This is a genomic window from Ohtaekwangia kribbensis (assembly GCF_042676245.1).
Taxonomy (GTDB): Bacteria; Bacteroidota; Bacteroidia; order Cytophagales; family Cyclobacteriaceae; genus Ohtaekwangia; species Ohtaekwangia kribbensis.
In genome coordinates this window covers 1-18,603 of the sequence record NZ_JBHTKA010000002.1, presented here as the reverse complement: position 1 = coordinate 18,603, position 18,603 = coordinate 1, and the positions used below count along the sequence as shown (strand labels likewise).

General features: G+C 45.0%; 17 protein-coding genes. 5 read left to right on the top strand and 12 right to left on the bottom strand.

Annotated features, from left to right (window positions below; translation table 11 throughout):
- Positions 1–9: 9 nt before the first annotated feature.
- From ACFQ21_RS09670 to ACFQ21_RS09660, 3 genes are all read left to right on the top strand, one after another.
- Positions 10–642 (top strand): carbonic anhydrase, encoded by a 633-nt coding sequence (locus tag ACFQ21_RS09670; protein WP_377578358.1) that lies wholly within the window; start codon positions 10–12, stop codon positions 640–642.
- A gap of 118 nt (positions 643–760) precedes the next feature.
- Positions 761–2,029 (top strand): tyrosine--tRNA ligase, encoded by a 1,269-nt coding sequence (tyrS, locus tag ACFQ21_RS09665; RefSeq protein ID WP_377578355.1) that lies wholly within the window; start codon positions 761–763, stop codon positions 2,027–2,029.
- Positions 2,030–2,048: 19 nt separating this feature from the next.
- The gene (locus ACFQ21_RS09660) at positions 2,049–2,489 is read left to right on the top strand and encodes a GNAT family N-acetyltransferase (RefSeq protein WP_377578352.1); all 441 of its coding nucleotides are present in this window, start codon (positions 2,049–2,051) and stop codon (positions 2,487–2,489) included.
- Between the two features lie 80 nt (positions 2,490–2,569).
- Here the strand turns inward: ACFQ21_RS09660 and ACFQ21_RS09655 are convergent, their stop codons facing one another.
- The 6 genes from ACFQ21_RS09655 to ACFQ21_RS09630 all read right to left on the bottom strand — a co-directional run bounded on the left by ACFQ21_RS09655 (position 2,570) and on the right by ACFQ21_RS09630 (position 8,636).
- The gene (locus ACFQ21_RS09655; RefSeq protein ID WP_377578349.1) at positions 2,570–3,187 is read right to left on the bottom strand and encodes a porin family protein; all 618 of its coding nucleotides are present in this window, start codon (positions 3,185–3,187) and stop codon (positions 2,570–2,572) included.
- A 99-nt stretch (positions 3,188–3,286) separates the two neighbouring features.
- Complete coding sequence (locus ACFQ21_RS09650; protein WP_377578346.1) at positions 3,287–3,895, bottom strand: porin family protein; 609 nt, start codon at positions 3,893–3,895, stop codon at positions 3,287–3,289.
- A 69-nt stretch (positions 3,896–3,964) separates the two neighbouring features.
- Positions 3,965–5,965, bottom strand: a complete 2,001-nt coding sequence (locus tag ACFQ21_RS09645) for a urocanate hydratase (protein ID WP_377578673.1) — start codon at positions 5,963–5,965, stop codon at positions 3,965–3,967.
- Positions 5,955–6,728, bottom strand: a complete 774-nt coding sequence (locus ACFQ21_RS09640) for a patatin-like phospholipase family protein (protein ID WP_377578343.1) — start codon at positions 6,726–6,728, stop codon at positions 5,955–5,957. The genes ACFQ21_RS09645 and ACFQ21_RS09640 overlap by 11 nt, the downstream gene beginning before the upstream one ends.
- Positions 6,729–6,735: 7 nt before the next feature.
- Positions 6,736–7,572, bottom strand: coding sequence for an MBL fold metallo-hydrolase (locus tag ACFQ21_RS09635; RefSeq protein WP_377578341.1), 837 nt, complete (start codon positions 7,570–7,572; stop codon positions 6,736–6,738).
- 116 nt (positions 7,573–7,688) lie between these two features.
- The gene (locus tag ACFQ21_RS09630; protein ID WP_377578338.1) at positions 7,689–8,636 is read right to left on the bottom strand and encodes an acetyl-CoA carboxylase carboxyltransferase subunit alpha; all 948 of its coding nucleotides are present in this window, start codon (positions 8,634–8,636) and stop codon (positions 7,689–7,691) included.
- 326 nt (positions 8,637–8,962) lie between these two features.
- Between ACFQ21_RS09630 and ACFQ21_RS09625 the strand changes: the two genes are divergently transcribed.
- Positions 8,963–10,270: a glycoside hydrolase 5 family protein gene (locus tag ACFQ21_RS09625; RefSeq protein ID WP_377578335.1), complete on the top strand. Its 1,308-nt coding sequence runs from the start codon at positions 8,963–8,965 to the stop codon at positions 10,268–10,270.
- A 39-nt stretch (positions 10,271–10,309) separates the two neighbouring features.
- Here the strand turns inward: ACFQ21_RS09625 and ACFQ21_RS09620 are convergent, their stop codons facing one another.
- Together ACFQ21_RS09620 and ACFQ21_RS09615 are read right to left on the bottom strand one after the other, a co-directional pair.
- A complete protein-coding gene (locus tag ACFQ21_RS09620) occupies positions 10,310–10,540 on the bottom strand; it encodes a hypothetical protein (protein ID WP_377578332.1) in 231 nt (76 codons plus the stop codon).
- A gap of 69 nt (positions 10,541–10,609) precedes the next feature.
- The gene (locus tag ACFQ21_RS09615) at positions 10,610–11,776 is read right to left on the bottom strand and encodes an alginate lyase family protein (RefSeq protein WP_377578329.1); all 1,167 of its coding nucleotides are present in this window, start codon (positions 11,774–11,776) and stop codon (positions 10,610–10,612) included.
- Positions 11,777–11,905: 129 nt separating this feature from the next.
- Between ACFQ21_RS09615 and ACFQ21_RS09610 the strand changes: the two genes are divergently transcribed.
- Positions 11,906–12,283 carry a hypothetical protein gene (locus ACFQ21_RS09610; protein ID WP_377578326.1) on the top strand — a complete coding sequence of 126 codons (378 nt, stop codon included), beginning with the start codon at positions 11,906–11,908 and terminating at the stop codon, positions 12,281–12,283.
- 26 nt (positions 12,284–12,309) lie between these two features.
- On the opposite strand, the gene ACFQ21_RS09605 is transcribed toward ACFQ21_RS09610, so the two are convergent.
- From ACFQ21_RS09605 to ACFQ21_RS09590, 4 genes are all read right to left on the bottom strand, one after another.
- On the bottom strand, positions 12,310–12,669 hold the full coding sequence (locus ACFQ21_RS09605; RefSeq protein ID WP_377578323.1) for a response regulator: 360 nt from the start codon (positions 12,667–12,669) through the stop codon (positions 12,310–12,312).
- Between the two features lie 89 nt (positions 12,670–12,758).
- On the bottom strand, positions 12,759–14,174 hold the full coding sequence (locus tag ACFQ21_RS09600; protein ID WP_377578320.1) for a sensor histidine kinase: 1,416 nt from the start codon (positions 14,172–14,174) through the stop codon (positions 12,759–12,761).
- Positions 14,175–14,384: 210 nt separating this feature from the next.
- Positions 14,385–15,320 (bottom strand): PorP/SprF family type IX secretion system membrane protein, encoded by a 936-nt coding sequence (locus ACFQ21_RS09595; RefSeq protein ID WP_377578317.1) that lies wholly within the window; start codon positions 15,318–15,320, stop codon positions 14,385–14,387.
- 9 nt (positions 15,321–15,329) lie between these two features.
- On the bottom strand, positions 15,330–18,603 hold a 3,274-nt coding region (locus ACFQ21_RS09590), incomplete at its 5' end, for a gliding motility-associated C-terminal domain-containing protein (RefSeq protein WP_377578315.1).

Here is an 18,603-nt window from a genome sequence, read left to right as displayed (position 1 = left end):
TTACATTCCATGGAATCACACGAAAAACTAATACTTCAAAATAGAGCATGGGCGCAGGAACGCGTCAAATACGATAAAGATTTTTTCAAAAGACATCAGTTTGTACAGACTCCTGAATTTCTCTGGATCGGTTGTTCGGACAGCCGTGTACCTGCGAACGAAGTGACAGGCACAGAGCCGGGAGATATATTTGTACATCGTAATATAGCCAACCTGGTAGTGCACACCGACCTGAACCTCTTGAGTGTATTGCAATATGCCGTGCAGGTGTTGAAGGTAAAGACCATTATAGTTTGTGGCCACTATGGCTGCGGAGGTGTTAAGGCCGCGATGACAAACAACGACTACGGCCTTATCAACAAGTGGTTACGTAACATTAAAGATACGTATCGCATTCACCGCCAGGAGCTTGAGGCAATCGAGAACTTCGATGCACGGGCCGACCGGTTGGTTGAATTGAATGTGATGGAGCAATGCACAAACCTGGCCAAGACCTCGATCGTGCAGCGCGCATGGAAGGGCGAACAACGCCCGATTATTCTCGGTTGGGTGTATCACATCGACAACGGTTTGATCGACCAGGTTTGCCGGGTCGATCACACGTGTGATATCGATCCAATCTACCGCTATATCATTGAATAATAATAATCAAGTTATCAGCTAGTTATTAATATTCCCGAGAGGCCCGTGTTTACAGAACATTGGGCCTTGTTTTTTGAAGCTAGCCCCCACTCGGCTATATTTGCGCCACTATAAACAGATGAAAAAGAATTTTGTAGAAGAACTGCGCTGGCGCGGAATGGTGCATGATCTCATGCCGGGTACGGAAGAACAACTGGATAAAGAAGTTACTTCAGGATATATAGGTTTTGACCCAACGGCAGACTCCCTGCACATCGGTCACCTGGTGCAGATTATGACACTCGTTCACTTTCAACGCTGCGGGCACAAGCCGGTAGCGCTGGTAGGTGGTGCCACGGGTATGGTGGGTGATCCGTCTGGTAAATCAGCTGAACGTAATTTGCTTTCTGAAGATATACTGCAACACAACGTAGCGTGTGTACGCAGGCAACTGGAAAGCTTCCTCGACTTTAGCGGTGAGAACGGAGCTGAACTCGTAAACAACTACGACTGGTTCAAAGACTTTAAACTGCTTGAGTTTATCCGCGATGTTGGTAAGCATATTACCGTCAATTATATGATGGCAAAAGACTCTGTAAAGAAACGCCTGGAGACAGGTTTATCCTTTACCGAATTTACCTACCAACTGGTGCAGGGCTACGACTTCTATTGGTTGTTTGAGAACAAGAACTGCAAGTTACAGATGGGTGGATCGGATCAGTGGGGAAATATAGTCACCGGTACGGAGCTCATCAGGCGTAAATCCAATGGTGATGCTTTTGCATTAACCACCAAGCTTATTACCAAAGCAGACGGAACCAAGTTCGGCAAAACCGAAGGTGGTAACGTATGGCTTGATCCGAAGAAGACATCGCCCTATAAATTCTACCAATACTGGCTTAATGTATCGGATGCCGATGCTCCTAACTTCATACGCATCTTTACTTTGAAGAGTAAAGAAGAGATTGAAGCGCTGGAGCTTGAAAACAGCACGCGCACCGGAACACTTCAACGTGCACTCGCGGAAGATATAACTGCGCGCGTACACGGTGAAGAGAAACTGAAAAGAGCACAGGATACGACCAGTATACTTTTTGGTTCGTCATTCGAAGATTTCAAGACATTATCCGGTGAAGAAATTGAAGACGCTTTCGATGAAAGCATAACCTTTACGGTAGAAAAAAGTATATTCAGCGACAACGTAGATCCAATCGGTTTACTGGGTGAAAAAACGCAGATATATACTTCCAAGGGTGAAGCGCGTAAAGCCATTCAGGGTAACGGAGTAAGTATCAACAAAGAGAAGATCAATCTCGAGCGCAAGCTTACGGCAGCAGATTTACTCTACGGTAAATATTTACTCGCGCAGAAAGGCAAGAAGAATTACTACCTGATAAAAGTAATTTAAGATTTACAGCTTCTCGTCTGTGACAATTGAGTTCAGGATTTCTATCGCTTCGGATATTGAAACGCTGGTATCCATCAGAATCGCTTCGATGAAAGAAAGCCTTGAAAATATAGGCCGCTTTGATCCGCAGCGCGCCAGAGAACGACTGGTCGAGAATTTCAGACCGGAAGACACAACCCTTGTTATCGCAGACGGTAAAGTGATCGGGTTCTACGCAACCTTGCAACAAGAGTATGCGCTAAAGCTTGAGCATTTCTATATCGATCCTGCCTATCAGGGACAGGGTATAGGTCGTATAGCACTCGATCGTGTGAAAGGTAAAGCTCAGGAAAATTCTCAGGAGATTATACTCCTTGCATTGAAAGGCAGTAAAGCAAACCTCTTCTATACCCGCAACGGATTTATACAATACGGTGAGGCGGCCTTTGATAATCTTTATCGCTGGAACACTTCGATATAAGTCATAAAAAAAAGCTGCCCGTAAAAGCAGCTTTTTCTTTTTAGCAAGCTATAGGATATAGCTATACGATCATTTCTTTATCACTTACCAAGCTTGATAAGTTTATAACCCAATGACACTTGCCATACCTGGTTCTTTACATCCTGAGCAGCCGGATCGTTGTCGTCAATTTTACTCAAGCCAAGGTTATAGCGTGCATCCAGAGTCAAACCAAATGGAAGATCCCAGCCTGCACCTAACGCAAGACTCACATCAGAACCTTTCAAACGGTCTTTAACATCCTGCGTTGTTTTAATACCGTTAACATCTACCTCATCACGTTCAGCTTTGGTAACAAAACCAAACTGCGGACCTACCTGCAAGTTTATACCGGCTACTGTATATAGCTTTACAATGATTGGTACGTTTACGTAGCTATAGTTCTGCTCCAGGTCGTTTTGATTTACTTTGATCTTTGAACCCTGTTGTGAAAAAAGTACTTCAGGCTGAATACCTATTTTACTGAATTTAAAAAGAGCAAACGCACCACCATGCCAGCCGGTTCTGCTTTTATAGGTTCCGGCAGCATCTGTTCCATCTAGTTTCGCAAAATTAGGACCTCCCTTAATACCTATTGCAAGCTGAGCTTGCGCAAACACTCCTGTGCTTACCAGTACAAGCGCTGCAATCATCACAAATTTAAAATGGTTGTTTTTCATATGAATTGGTTTAATCCACGATACTCAAATATAGTGCCTATAAAGAAAAACCCCTGCTATAGGCAGAGGTTTTCGGCGATTTAATGAGTTATAAACAGTTTAGTTACCTAAATAGAAGCGTATACCTAAAGATGGATTGAAAGAATCTACACCTATTGAGAATTGCGAATCTTTGTCATCGTCTGCATCACCATCGGTGTTAGGGTCATAAGATTCATACCGGATACCCTGTAATTGCAGGTCTATAGCCCAATGCTCGTTGAAGAAATACGAGAAACCTGGTGATATATAGAAGTCGAAAGCGCTAGACTTCACTTCATTTCCCCCGTCTGGTTCATACTTACGGGATCCGAAGTCAAAGCCAGCCTGACCGTAGAACGCAAATTTATCGTTTGATGTAAATTTATAGTAACGTGCGAACGGTCCTACAACAAATGTAGTAGTCTTGTCATCACCACCTACTCCGTTGTCATACTTGTTAGAAGTCAATTGCAGGTTTATTCCAACGGCCAGGTTATCAACAACAAAGTATCCTACACTTGGCGAAAAAGTAAATTCGGACTCCTTCTCATCTTCAAATGCATTCTCCTCTGTGCTTGACCAATAGCCGACCGATCCTCCAAATACCAGGTTGCCTTGTGTCGTCTGTGCATAAACCGTTGACATGAAAGCACCTAGCGATAATAAAACAGTTAATAGTTTTTTCATAAGCGTTTGATTGTTGTTAGTGGGTGCAAATTTTAAACAAACAATCAAACGATAAAAGATTACTAAGGTTTAAGGAGCTAATTTATCCAGTAAACTACCGCTAACTTCGTTAGGAAGCGTAATAGTAAGGTCGGCCTGATTTTTTATAGCACGTCCGATTGTTGCAACAGCATGATCGTTGCGTGCCCATGCTCTGCGTGCTATACCATTGGTAACATCAAAATATAGCATGTTCCGGAGTTTGCGTTCGGCATCATCGGTACCATCCAGCAACATACCGAAACCTCCATTGATCACTTCGCCCCAACCCACACCCCCACCGTTGTGAATGGATACCCAGGTTGCTCCGCGAAATGAATCGCCTATAACATTGTGGATCGCCATATCAGCCGTGAAACGAGACCCGTCATATATATTGGATGTCTCTCGATACGGACTATCCGTACCCGATACATCGTGATGATCGCGCCCTAATACAACCGGTCCTATTTTGCCCGAACGTATGGCTTCGTTAAAAGCAAGCGCTATAGCAATGCGGCCTTCGGTATCGGCATATAGTATACGAGCCTTCGAGCCTACTACCAATCGGTTTTCTTTGGCCTGTGTAATCCACTGAATATTGTCATGAAGCTGTGCATGTATATCTGCAGGTGCATGCTTCAGTATATCTTTTAATACATCAGCGGCAAGTTTATCCGTATAGTCAAGATCCTGTTCATTGCCCGAGGTGCATACCCAGCGGAACGGACCAAATCCATAATCAAAACACAGCGGTCCCATAATGTCCTGCACATACGATGGATATCTGAAATTTATACCATCCTTCGCCCACACATCCGCACCGGCCCGTGAAGCTTCCAGGAGAAACGCATTTCCGTAGTCAAAGAAATACGTGCCGCGTTCGGTATGTTTGTTGATCGCCTGGGCATGCCGTTGTAACGACTCCTGCACGCGCGCCTGAAAATGTTCCGGGTTGTTGGCCATCAAATCATTCGCAGCTTCGAAGGTAAGTCCCGCTGGATAATAACCACCAGCCCAGGGGTTATGAAGCGAAGTCTGATCTGAGCCGAGATCGATATATATATTGGCAGCAGCAAATTTCTCCCATACATCCACCACGTTACCCTGGTACGCAATGGAAACTACTTCCTTCTGTTGCTGTGCTATTCGTACGCGCGTTACCAGATCATCCAGGTTGGTGATCACTTCGTCCACCCATCCCTGCTCATGACGCTTCTGTGTTGCCTTCGCATTTACTTCAGCAACTACCGTAATACAGCCCGCTATATTTCCGGCTTTCGGTTGGGCGCCACTCATGCCACCGAGCCCCGAGGTAACGAATAATTTTCCGGCAAGTCCCTCTCCTTTTTTGCTGATCATACGACCGGCATTCAGTATCGTAATGGTTGTTCCGTGTACTATACCTTGCGGACCTATATACATATAGGAGCCAGCCGTCATCTGTCCATATTGTGTTACACCCAGTGCGTTGTAACGCTCCCAGTCATCCTGTTTGGAATAATTAGGGATCATCATACCATTAGTAACAACACAACGCGGTGCTTCCCTGGACGAAGGAAATATACCCATCGGGTGGCCGGAGTACATGTGCAGGGTTTGCTCGTTTGTAAGCTGCGCGAGATACTTCATGGTGAGAAGATATTGCGCCCAATTCTGAAATACAGCACCGTTACCACCGTAGGTAATTAACTCGTGCGGATGTTGTGCTACTGCCGGATCGAGATTATTCTGGATCATAAGCATGATAGCCGCTGCCTGCAGCGACTTGTGCGGATACTCCGTGATCGGCCGCGCATGCATAGTATAGGCTGGGCGAAAGCGATACATATAGATACGTCCGTACCGCATGAGCTCATCATAAAACTCCTGCGCCAGTACTTCATGATGACGTGCCGGAAAATACCGGAGCGCATTTCGAACCGCCAGCTTTTTCTCTTCGGTCGTGAGTATATCTTTACGCTTCGGTGCATGATTCACCGAAGCATCGTACGGTTTTACGGGTGGTAATTCATCCGGTATACCTTGCAGTATCTCTTCTTTAAAACTCAGCGTTGTCATAGGCCCGGAAATCTTCAGGTTTAAAATTATTCCTGGTAAACTGATACCCGATTTCAAAAAGATCTTTTGCCTTGCTCAGATCAAAGCCGCTTACTTTGCCTACTTCCGGAGGTTCGATCAATACATCGCAAAGGCTTTTGCTTACGGTAGTATTTCCGTTGATGGCGATGAGCAGACTGCGTTCAATAACGGTTCTGAAATTTTTCACATCGACATCATCGGATATATAGTTACAGTGTGAACCGATCAGAAAATCGCATTGCTCACGAATGGACTTTGATGGGAGATTGTCTACTATACCACCATCCACGAATGTGCACTCCTGAAATTGTATCGGATTAAACACAGCCGGAACACAGCATGACGATAATATAGTCGGGATCAATTCTCCCTTAGAAAAATAGACCGCTTTGCCTTTTTTGATATCCGTTGCAGCGATGGTCATCGGTACTTTGAGTGACTCAAACGAGTTCTCCGGTATATATTTCAGCAATACATCGCGAAGTCCCTCGAGGCTGAGCAATCCTGTTAACGCCCATGCCGGACGAACAGACTTAAAGAGACTGGTGGCCTGAATAATTTCCAATATTTTATCCGGGCTATAGCCATATGCATAGAGCGATCCTACAATGGAACCTGCGCTGGTGCCCGCGAGACAATTCGCCTTGACACCAAACTCTTCCAATGCTTTTAACACACCAATGTGTGATATACCTCTTGCTCCGCCTCCGGAGAGTACAATACCGATCTTCATATATAGTTTATAGAATTTCTGCCAATGAAAAAGTCTGATCAACCCGCACACCTTTCTCTGTACGTTTTACGGTACAGCACTCATTTACCGGGTCGTGTTCCAGGAAGAGTATATAGCCGTTATCCGCTGCTTCGTTCAAAAATTTCTCCTTCTCTTCCAGTGTCATTAACGGACGCGTGTCATATCCCATTACATACGCCAGCGGTATATGTCCAACAGACGGGAGCAGATCGGCCATATAGCAGATCACTTTGTTTTTATACCGGATCTTCGGAATCATCATTTTGTCCGTATGGCCGGATGCATAGAATATCTCGAACTGCGAAAACGGAGATGTATTTATATCGATAAACTTCAGGTGGCCGCTTTGCTCCATCGGAAGTATATTTTCTTTTATGAAGCTCGCCTTTTCGCGCGGGTTGGGTTTGGTTGCCCATTGCCAGTGATCGGCATTAGACCAATACGTTGCGTTCTTAAATACCAGTTCAAGTTTCGAATTCTCGTACCGTACACCTCCCCCGCAATGATCGAAGTGAAGGTGTGTGAGAAACATATCGGTTACATCACTCTCTGAAAAACCTGCTTTGTTCAGTGACTTGATGAGACTATCATCGCCATGCAAATAATAGTGACTGAAAAATTTAGCATCCTGCTTATCGCCAATGCCGTTGTCAATCAATATCAGTTTGCCTTTGTCTTCTATCAGCAGGCAACGCATGGCCCATGTACAGAGATTGTTTTCATCGGCAGGATTTGTTTTTTGCCAGATCGATTTAGGTACTACGCCAAACATGGCACCTCCGTCAAGTTTAAACAGGCCGGTATTCATTACATGTAGTTTCATTCTCGTGCAGGTATATAGCTTCGATGTATTTCTCTGGCGCTTAAGGTATCGGGATTTTTATAAAAAAGAAAGGCTACCGATATCCGGTAGCCTTTTATTCCTAAAGTTTAAGGTTCTTATTCTTTTACAACACCCATGCTGCAGAACTTATCGATACGTTGTTCGATACGTTGCTGCGGTGTAAGCTTCAGAAGTTCTTTGGTTTGTTCCAATATAACTTTCTTCACTTCTTTTGCCATCCACTTTACATCAGTATGTGCGCCACCGAGTGGCTCTCTGATGATACCATCTACCAGTTTAAGCGCATGCATATCTTTCGCGGTAAGCTTCAGTAACTCTGCAGCTTGCTCTTTATAGTCCCAGGTTCTCCAAAGAATGGTTGAACAGTTTTCAGGAGAAATTACCGAGTACCAGGAGTTCTCGAGCATTAACACGCGATCACCGATCGCTATACCCAAGGCACCACCTGAAGCACCTTCACCAATCACGATACAGATTACCGGTACTGTAAGTCCGAACATCTCTTTTAGGTTACGCGCAATTGCTTCACCTTGTCCGCGCTCTTCTGCCTCAAGTCCAGGGAAAGCTCCCGGAGTATCAATGAACGTTACGATAGGTTTGTTGAACTTCTCAGCCATCTTCATGAGGCGCAGCGCTTTACGATAGCCTTCCGGGTTCGCCATACCAAAGTTACGCAACTGGCGCTGCTTGGTATTGCGGCCTTTCTGCTGGCCGATTAACATAAAGGTTTGTCCATCAATAGTTCCAAGACCACCCACCATCGCTTTATCGTCAGACACAGTGCGGTCACCGTGCAACTCGATAAAGTCAGTTGTGATCTCATAGATGTAGTCAAGTGTATACGGTCTGTCGGGATGACGCGAAAGTTGAACACGTTGCCAGCCGGTAAGATTCTCGAAAGTCTCTTTCTTGAGATCAAGAATTTTCTTTTCGAGTGCTTTCACAGCAGCTTGTACTTCCTTATCGCTGTCGCTGGCTAAACCTTTCATGTCGCCAAGTTTTGACTCCAACTCCGCAATAGGCTTCTCAAAATCCAATAGCATATGGTCGATTTTGTGGGCACAAAGTTAGAAGTATTGTGAAATATCGGTAATTTCTGGAAGAGAAATGCATGAAAAGAAAAACTATCCTCCGATTTCTGTTTTTTATTTTTTTAACGTATCCTATGGCCCGCTTTTGAATTCCACACCGGATAGTCTCTTTGTCGCATCTTCACGATCTACTATCATCCGATCCGCAGATATACTTTGATCACTGAATATCGGAGGCGAATTGAAAGATTTACCCCCGCTCTTTAGCACAACTGTCAACAGTACACTGCATTGTTATACTCTATTTTTATCATAACAACCAAACGCTATTATACATCATGAAGATTATTCATTGGCTCCTGATGGCCACTATACTGGCCTTACCCGGCTGCCAGAAGAAAGCAGAATTTGTTACGGTAGACGGAACACATTTCAAGATCGGAACAAAAGATTATTACTACCTCGGCACCAATTTTTGGTACGGACTAAATCTGGGATCGAAAGGCAAGGGCGGAGATCGTGCACGACTGATTCGTGAACTAGACCGACTCAAAGCGATGGGCATTACCAACCTGCGCATTATGGCCGCGAGTGAAGGTCCTGACTCCGAGCCGTACCGTATGGTGCCTGCATTGCAAACAGCTCCAGGTATATATAACGAAGAGGTACTAGACGGTCTCGATTTTCTGTTACATGAAATGCGTGCGCGAAATATGTACGCTATTGTTTGCCTCTCCAACTTCTGGAACTGGTCGGGCGGCATGGGACAATATATAGTCTGGGCAAATGCCGCGGACTCTATTCCGTATCCACCGCCACACCCGGGTGGAGACTGGGGACGCTACCAGGAATTTGTCGCGCAGTTCTATACTCATCCGCAGGCGGTGGAGATGCTGAACAAGCACATCACGTTTATTGTCAATCGTAAAAATTCTTACTCGGATATACACTATAAAGATGATCCCACAATTATGGCGTGGCAACTTTGCAACGAGCCGCGGGGTGTCAATCATACAAAAGAATATACTTCATGGATTGAGAATACATCTGCATTGATCAAGAAACTCGACACCAATCACCTGGTAACTACCGGCAGTGAAGGCACTACTTCATCTGCGTATGCCGGTACCGATCCGGAGAAAGATCATTCATTCAAGAGTATAGATTATATGACCATTCATATATGGGTGCAGAACTGGAATGTATATGATCCGCAGCGTGCTGAAGAAACGTACGACTCTTCTGTACACTATGCTTTAAATTATCTCGATCATCATGAAGCGATTGCCCGCAAACTGAACAAGCCATTAGTACTGGAGGAGTTTGGTATTTCGCGCGACAGCAACAGTCACGATGCAGCATCTTCTACACGCATACGCAATCTATACTATGCGAGTATATTTCAGGGTATATATCAAAAAGCAAATCAATCGAACAGTGTTGTTGCCGGTTGTAACTTCTGGGCGTGGGGTGGCGAAGGCAGACCGCGACAACCTGCCTGTATCTGGAAGGCCGGAGATGATTTTATAGGCGACCCACCCCATGAAACGCAGGGATGGTATTCGGTGTATGACCGGGACTCTGCGACTAATTTGATTATTCAGGATTATGCCGTGAAGATAGGAGAATTGGGAAGTAAGGATTAAGGAGTAAGAAGAGGTAGAGATTGCTCTGCCTCTTCTTTTTTACTCTTCGATTATAAATGTGTGGGGACTGGTTTCGCTGTAGAAGCGTTGGGTATAATCTCGCCAGCGGGTTATAAATCCTTCACGAATATCTTTTACATCGGCAACTTCGAGTGATGCTATATCATTGCCCATCATTTTCTGTACTTCAAGAAATTCCTGCCATTCTTCATTGGAATAGAAGGTAACTTTAAAATACCCGTTGCCGATTGTTCTACTAACCATTTTCATAGGTGCGCATCGTTCTGTTTACTGAGCACAAAAGTAAACTATTTTACTCCGCAGCAACTATAGAGGTTGTCAATTCTGTAACCAGATGATCGGGTTTCGTACCGGCAGGTTTCGAAGTACTTCTTCCACCGTTGGATTATGGTCGAGGCCTTTCCATGTTTCAAACCAGTTACGCTGTTTGAATGTGTTAGCTCCGAGCACCAAGAACGGATGGGCTACCGGCCATTGATCCCAGTACATAACATCTTTCGGATAAGACCATTTACTTTTGTCATTTACATACGGGTATAAAAATTCAATTCCTTTCTGTATACTTTTTCCATCGGCTGTTTTATAGTGCCACAGGTCGTGGTCAGCATCCGAAAGTATATGACATACCATAACCATGGCATCGAGATTAAACAGGGAATAGCCATATGGTTTGGTGCGTTTGAGTTCGCGGGGAAAACTTCCGTCAGTAGCCATTTGATTCGGAAGTAATATATTTTGATAGCGATCTCTGCAGAAATTCAGAAGCGTATCATTCGAAGTAAATCTCGCGAAAGCGGCAACCTGCATTACCCAGCAGGTACCATGATTGTTCTCTGCATTCATTTCATCTTTACCATACGGATGTGTTGTAAGCCATTGCAGGTATAGGCGAAACCATTGTCGTGTCTGTTGCAGTAGCTCGCGGCTCATGCTGCGCGACTCTTCCATCGCCATTATACCTTGTACTACCTCCATCAGGTGAATCGTATCGATGATACCTATACCTCGCCCGGTATGTCTGCCTTTGATAGCTTGCGCGTAAAGCAACGAAGGGTTCATCATCGTAGTTGTATCTGCAAACCATGCCCGGAGGTGGATCATGGCGTGCTTTACATATTTATCGTCACGGGTAATTTTATAGGCTGATGCCAGCGCGCCTATAATTCTGCTGAAGCGAATCATCCCTTTACGATGCGCTGTAAAATTATCCGGGTTCGTCATGCCGTCCCGCTGAATATAGGGACCTTGTGGATTTTCAGGATCAGGCCACCAGTAATCACCTTCGGAATAAAAGTCATGCTTCCCTCCTGCACTACGCTCGCTGTGTGCCGCTGTAACGGTAACGGGAGTCTCCTTCAATGCCTGGTTTGCTTCTGAGAGTATATGTGCTTTCAGGACTGCAGTGACATTTCGTTGAGACTGCGCTTGCACATAGGCAGGTACTATTAAAAGGTGAATCGTCAACCACACTCTTAAACATTTCATGATCATATTGATAAGACGCAACCGGCAGATATTACCCCCAAAATATGATTGCATCTTTTTATAGCCCATTTGAAAAAGAACACCAGTGCTGGCAAGAGATTTTATAGCATACCGGAATCGCTACTGACTATGGAATTAAATGAACAAGTTATCTGGCTGTTTGTGTTGGCCATCCCGATTGCGTGCATTGCCTGGACGGTTACGCATGAAGAAGTATTTAAGGAACCACGGGAATATTGCATCCGAAAAAGTAAAGATTGCCACACCATCGTGCAACGAAAATTCTTTTACCTCTTTACCTGCGAATATTGTTTCAGTCACTATGTAACGATATTCATGTTAATCCTCACTCGCTATACTTTACTGCTACACGACTGGCGCGGCTATATCATTGCCGGTTTTGCATTGGTGTGGATCGCCAATATATACATGAGTTTGTATGCCTTTCTGAGAATCGACATTAAGAAGGAAAAAATTTTGACGCAGAAAGAAGAGGAAACAGTCTGACAAACCAGTCCTGAACTATACCCAGACTACTTTACCAGCTTCTTAATTTTCTTGAGGAGCTTGGCAGGATCAAGGGGCTTGGTGATAAATTCGTTAACACCCAGCTTAAGCGCGAGCGCAATCACTTCTTCTTCACCATCTGAAGAAAGCATGATTATGGGAGTATTTTTCTGTTGCTCTTCACGCACCATCTTTAATATTTCATCACCATTGTGATAGGGCATGTGAATATCGGTGATGATCAGATCAAAATGTTCATGTTCACGTAAATGGCGCAATGCCTCTCTCCCGTCACCGGCGAGGTAGGGTTCCATTCCTGCATTTTGTAAGGTAAGTTTGATTATTCCCAGCACCACATCATCATCATCGCAGACGAGTATTTTCATATAAAGCCATTCTTGTACAGGCTGGCAATATAATTTATTCCGGCTAACTGTAAAACTTCGTCAGAAATGTAGCGTATTCAGGTGTCTGCTTAACTCATGGAGGTTGCGTAGTGATTCGGCAGCGTGATGTAGAATGCAGTGCCATCGCCTTCCTCCGACTCAACGTGAATCGTACCGCCCAGTCGCTGTACGGTTTCTTTTACAAGGTATAGTCCCAGACCAGACCCTTCATTCTGAGACGTGGCACGGTAAAACATACTGAATATTTTTGACAGATAAGATGAGTTGATACCAATACCGTTGTCTTTAAATGCCAGTGTAGCCTGGTGCTTTTTTACTTCCACGTTAACCTCAATGGAAGGGCTGGACTTGGAGTAATCCATATATTTTACTGAGTTCGAGATCAGGTTGTTTATAATGGCGCGTATACGGTACGCATCTGAATAAAATAAGGACGATTGATTTACATCCACAGTAGCACGAATGCGATCAAATCCTTTCATGAACTTCATCTGCTGTATACCGTCTTCGATGATCGTGCGGAAGTCAATCTTCTCAATGGTAATTTCTCTCTTGGAATTACGGGCATACTTCAGGAGATCGTTCACTGAGCTATCAAGCTTCCGTATACTTTCTTCCATCATCTGAAAATAATGCTTCAGGTTTTTAGAAGCTGCTTCACTTTCCTGTTTGGCAAGGTCCAATAGTCCTAACACAGAGTTCAACGGTGAACGTAAATTATGCGCCACACCATATATCATGTGTTCAATCTCGTGATTTGTTTTGGTGAGCTCTTCTACCCGGTGAATCAGATCTTCGCGTGTAGCGTACGATGTATTACTGGTGCGTAACGCTTTTTGAATCGCCAGAGGTAAACGGTATATATCTGATTTCAATACGTAATCATTGGCGCCTTGTTGAATACATGTTTTCGCCATGTGCTGTGATACACCGCCACTCACAATGATGAATGGTATATCTGTCTTTACCTTACGGGCCATTGCCAACGCCTCAAGTGAATTGAATTGAGGTATAGCATGATCTGACAAAATTATATCAGCATTATAATCGGCTAGTGCCTGTACGAATTCTTCGCGGGTATCCACCTGCTTGATCTTGAACCGCATACCGGCTTTACGCAACGTCATGGACATCAGTTCAAGGTCTTCCTGTATATCTTCTATCAGCAGAATCTGTAATTCTTTAGAAATGCCGGGCAAGTCAAACTGTAAGCCTTCACCGGCTTCACCGAGTTTCCTGCGGGCGTCTTCGATGGCCTCGTATATGGAGGTATAAAATTTTACTTCACCGTGATCGTCCATGACAGGAGTTTGCCAGATACGTTTGTCGTCTTCATCACGGGCTGTCAGGTTAACATAATAAGGATTGGTCGCGGCTGTCTGATGGTCGCTGGGAGATTGATATAAAATCGTGTTGGTCCTGTCGGAAATGGAAATCTCTATCTTCAGCGAACCAACCTGTATTACCTTGTTATAGACTTCCATACAATTTTCGGAATCAAAATTATTGTGACGGCTAAAAACATGTGCCCGCCCAAACTGACCGAAAAACCTACATACTGAACAATGGTAAACTCTTTTGTTCCCCAATACGTACAACGACTGCTATCAATGTGGGATTTGATAACCGCAATACTGCATCAACTTATCCAGATAAACTTGTCCAGATAAAAGCAACTCGCTATAACTTCCTGATTAGTGACTATAGAAGTACGGACATTCCACATCTTTGTGAACGTTGCGGATCCGGGTGCGGAAGTTAAGCGTGAACTCATGCGTACCCCGCGAGTAATTTCCGATAGCCGAAGTAGTCCAGTCGTATGAGTAAACGAAGTGGAATTTCTCGCTCAGCTTGAAGCTCAGGAATGTGATAATAGCATCGCCCGTACGATACGAGTGTCCGATGCTGATCTGATCATAAAAGATAACGTTCAGGTTTATATCGGCACTCAGTGGCGTTCCATCCTGTACGCGCAATAAGAAGGAAGGACTTACTTTCACTTTCTCCATGCGATCGATCGGGAACGTTGTACCGGCATGCAGATAGTATACACGTGGTAATGCCAATTGCTCGAATGAGCCTTTAAAGAAATCAGCATGCTTCAGTATGGTTGGCACTGAAAAACCGGCAAACATTTTTTTGTTATAGTAAAATATACCACCGCCAAAATTAGGTCTTAGTTCATTGAAAAATCCATTGAAGATCGGGTCAGCATCAGCCTTTAAATTCAGCTCGGTGAAGTCTGCCTTAAAGTTGTTGAAGCCACCCTGCACACCGAGCGAGAGAACTCCCCCGCCCGGACGCTTGATGATATAGGCGTAACTTCCGAAGAGACCTGTATTCCTATAGCTACCGATCTTGTCGTTCGTTACTAACAACCCCAGGCCTACACGCTCTCTTCGAAAAGCGGAGTGTACACCCAGTGTTGTTGTTTCAGGAGCTCCGTCAAAATTGATCCATTGGTTGCGATAGTTCAGTGTGGCGCTAAGCTGCACGTGACTTCCCGCATAGGCGGGGTTAATCAGCAAGCCATTGAATAAATATTGTGAGTATACAATATTATGCTGCGCAAAAAGTTTCCAGGGAACAGACATTCCCATCAGAGCCAGGCATATTATCATTTTTTTCATAAGGGTCTTTTATTTCAACAGTTCTAAATATCCGGTCTTCACTTCCGATCCATCACCTTTATCGATAATATAGAAGTATGTTCCATCTGGTAATCCGTTACCCAGTATACTAATACCGCGGTTCGACACACCGGTAAAGACCAGATCCTGGTTATTATACCCGCGCTGTTCATATACCAGCGTTCCGGCACGGTTGAAGATTCGAACGTGGTTGTTCTTGAACTCTTCGAGACATCCGATCTCAAAGAAGTCGTTCATACCATCGTTATTATGAGACACTGCGTTATAAACATTGATCTCTGTTTTCACCACCACGGTCTCTGACTTTTCGCAATGCAGTGACGTTATCGCGGTAACAGTATGGGTACCTGCAGGAAGCTGACCGATTATATTACCAGTCATTAATGTACCGTTGATATTCCATTCGATAGATTGAATATCGCTTCCGTTCAGAATAATCAGTTCTGCAGTACCATTCTGCTCAGTACACAACGCAGGCGTTGTCTTCAGCATAAACTCAGGATATACATATATGGCCTCTACTTTTCCTATAACCGGATCCGAAGCACAACCTGATATTTCTTCAATGGCCGTTACTGCGTACTGTCCTGCATCGAGATTCCAGTATACATCACCGGTAGCATCTGCGTTCGGCTTAACAGCACCACCGTCATACCAGTTGAAAGCATAGTCGCTGATGTTGCCATTCACGGATGCGGAGAGTATACCGTTCGGGGTTTCACAATCCGTACGGTTCGCCACGAGCACTACCTGCGGAACAGGCACTGTCATCGGGTCAGCGGTGATCGTTATACTATTACTTCCTGTGCAACCTGAGACTACATCGGTAGCGCGTACCACATACGTTGTGGCTGCCAGGTTGGTCGCTGCGCTTCCGGTGAAGTGCGGTAAACCCGAGATCGAACCTTCGAACCAATCGAAAGTATACCCGATGATGGTACCATTTACATCCGCATTGGCAGCACCGTTGAGCTTAGCAGGATCGCAATACGTAAGCGGAGACATTGGTGTAATATTTACCTCCGGGTATATTCTGCTGTCGGTTACCGTAGCTGTATCCGGCAATATCGTACAGAAATTCAGTGTGGGGTGCTTTGCTACAGCGGTATATACACCCAGCGGAGCAATTGTTACTACACTTCCAGTATAAATCGGAGTACCGCTTACAACTGAACCGGTATACCAGTCGTAGTCGTACAAACTACCATCACCGCGCGGCACGGTTGCAAACAAGCTTCCGTTTGTGGTGATACAACTTGTTAACGGTGTAGCAGAAGCGAGTGTCTGAACTGCAACTGTATCGGTCTTGAATTTGAATGTCGCATCCGAGAAGCAGTGCGTAGTATTGTTTGTTACGCGTATTGTATAGGTCGCTGTAGCGGTGTACGGTATACCATTCAATTCATTATCGGAATCGACAACAGCCCCAGAAGTATTGTTACCCTGGTACCAGGCGAATGTATAGTTTCCAAAGTTCGGATTATTGTCAGCAATAACGCTCAATGAACCGGTAACTTCAGGAAGTATACATACTGCCGGGTTTGTAAACGCATCCAGAGAAATCGCTGGAGGAGCTGTATTATCATCGATAATCGCAATGGTGAACAACGAGGTACAACCCAGGTTATCGGTTGACTGCACGTAGTATGTGCCACTGGTCAGGTTCGGCGATGTTGCATTGCCATTAACAACGCCCGTTATCGGACTCTGTGCTGCATCGAACCACTGGAACGAGAAGTTAGCAAGTTCAGCAGGATCGTTCATATCGAGGAACCTGGTAGTCCCCATCAAATCCTGTCTCACCGTAGTTACCTTAATAGAGCCATCTAATGCAGGAGCACATTGTGTCTGTGCGATGGTCGTAACATCGTTGTTATATACCGGTACTTCTCTCTCCAGGTATATCGTTGCTATACCGATACATCCGTTGCCTGCTGATGCTACATCGGTCACCCGAACTGTGTAGTCACCTTCCTGCATTCCGGAAAGCGTAACACCTGTTGCAATGAAGTCGACCGCGTTCGTGTTGTTGGCACCACGGAACCACTCAAAGGTATACCCGGTGGTAACACCCGTTGTTGTGCCTTCTGTTACAGAAGCTGTCAACTCTCCGGTATAGCTTGTGTTACATGCTACGTTAGGAGCATTCTGCACAATTACTACTGTAGGATTTACAGATATATCATTGATCGTAAACGGAGTGAGCGAGGTATTACAGTTCGATGCCGTATTTGTAGCACGCACGAAGTAGTTACCTGCGCCTATAGCTGTACCAATCGTAGCGGCTGAGCCTGATGAAGCTACTACCGTAGTACCATCACTTTCAAACCACTCGAACGTATACCCTGCTACACTGCCTATCGATACTCCATCAACTTCAATGTCTGTTACCTGTGCTGAACCATCCGCTGGATTACAATCAGCCTGGTGCGTCAGTGTTATAGACGCCTGCTCGATAGCGATTACAGGAAGATCATCCGTTACGGTGAAGGTCGCAGTTGATAAACAGCTGTTGCCTGGAGATACATTGTCTGTTACTCGAACGGTATATGTACCGGCAGGTAATTGAGAGGCTGTCTCTCCGTTGGCTCCGCCCACTACACCTACCGTTGTGCCGAGTGCTGTCGTTGTTGTATTGCCTTCGAACCATTCGATCGTGAAGTCGGCTACAGGAGCGCCTCCGTTGATCTGAACCGTGATCGTTCCGTTCGGTGTAGCACCAACGCAGTTGGTGTTGCTGTTGTTGGTTGAAGCTGCAATCGTAGGATTTACTGTGATGTTATTGATTGTGAACGGTGTCAGTGATGTGCTACAGTTTGATGCTGTGTTCGTTGCGCGTACAAAGTAGTCACCTGCTGCTATAGCTGTACCAATCGTAGCGGCTGAACCTGATGAAGCTACTACCGTAGTACCATCACTTTCAAACCACTCGAACGTATACCCTGCTACACTGCCTATCGATACTCCATCAACTTCAATGTCTGTTACCTGTGCTGAACCATCCGCTGGATTACAATCGGCCTGGTGCGTCAGTGTTATAGCGGCCTGCTCGATAGCGATTACAGGAAGATCATCCGTTACGGTGAAGGTCGCAGTTGATAAACAGCTGTTGCCTGGAGATACATTATCCGTTACACGTACAGTATATGTACCCGCTGGTAACTGAGAAGCTGTCTCTCCGTTGGCTCCGCCCACTACACCTACCGTTGTGCCAAGTGCTGTCGTTGTTGTGTTGCCTTCGAACCATTCGATCGTGAAGTCG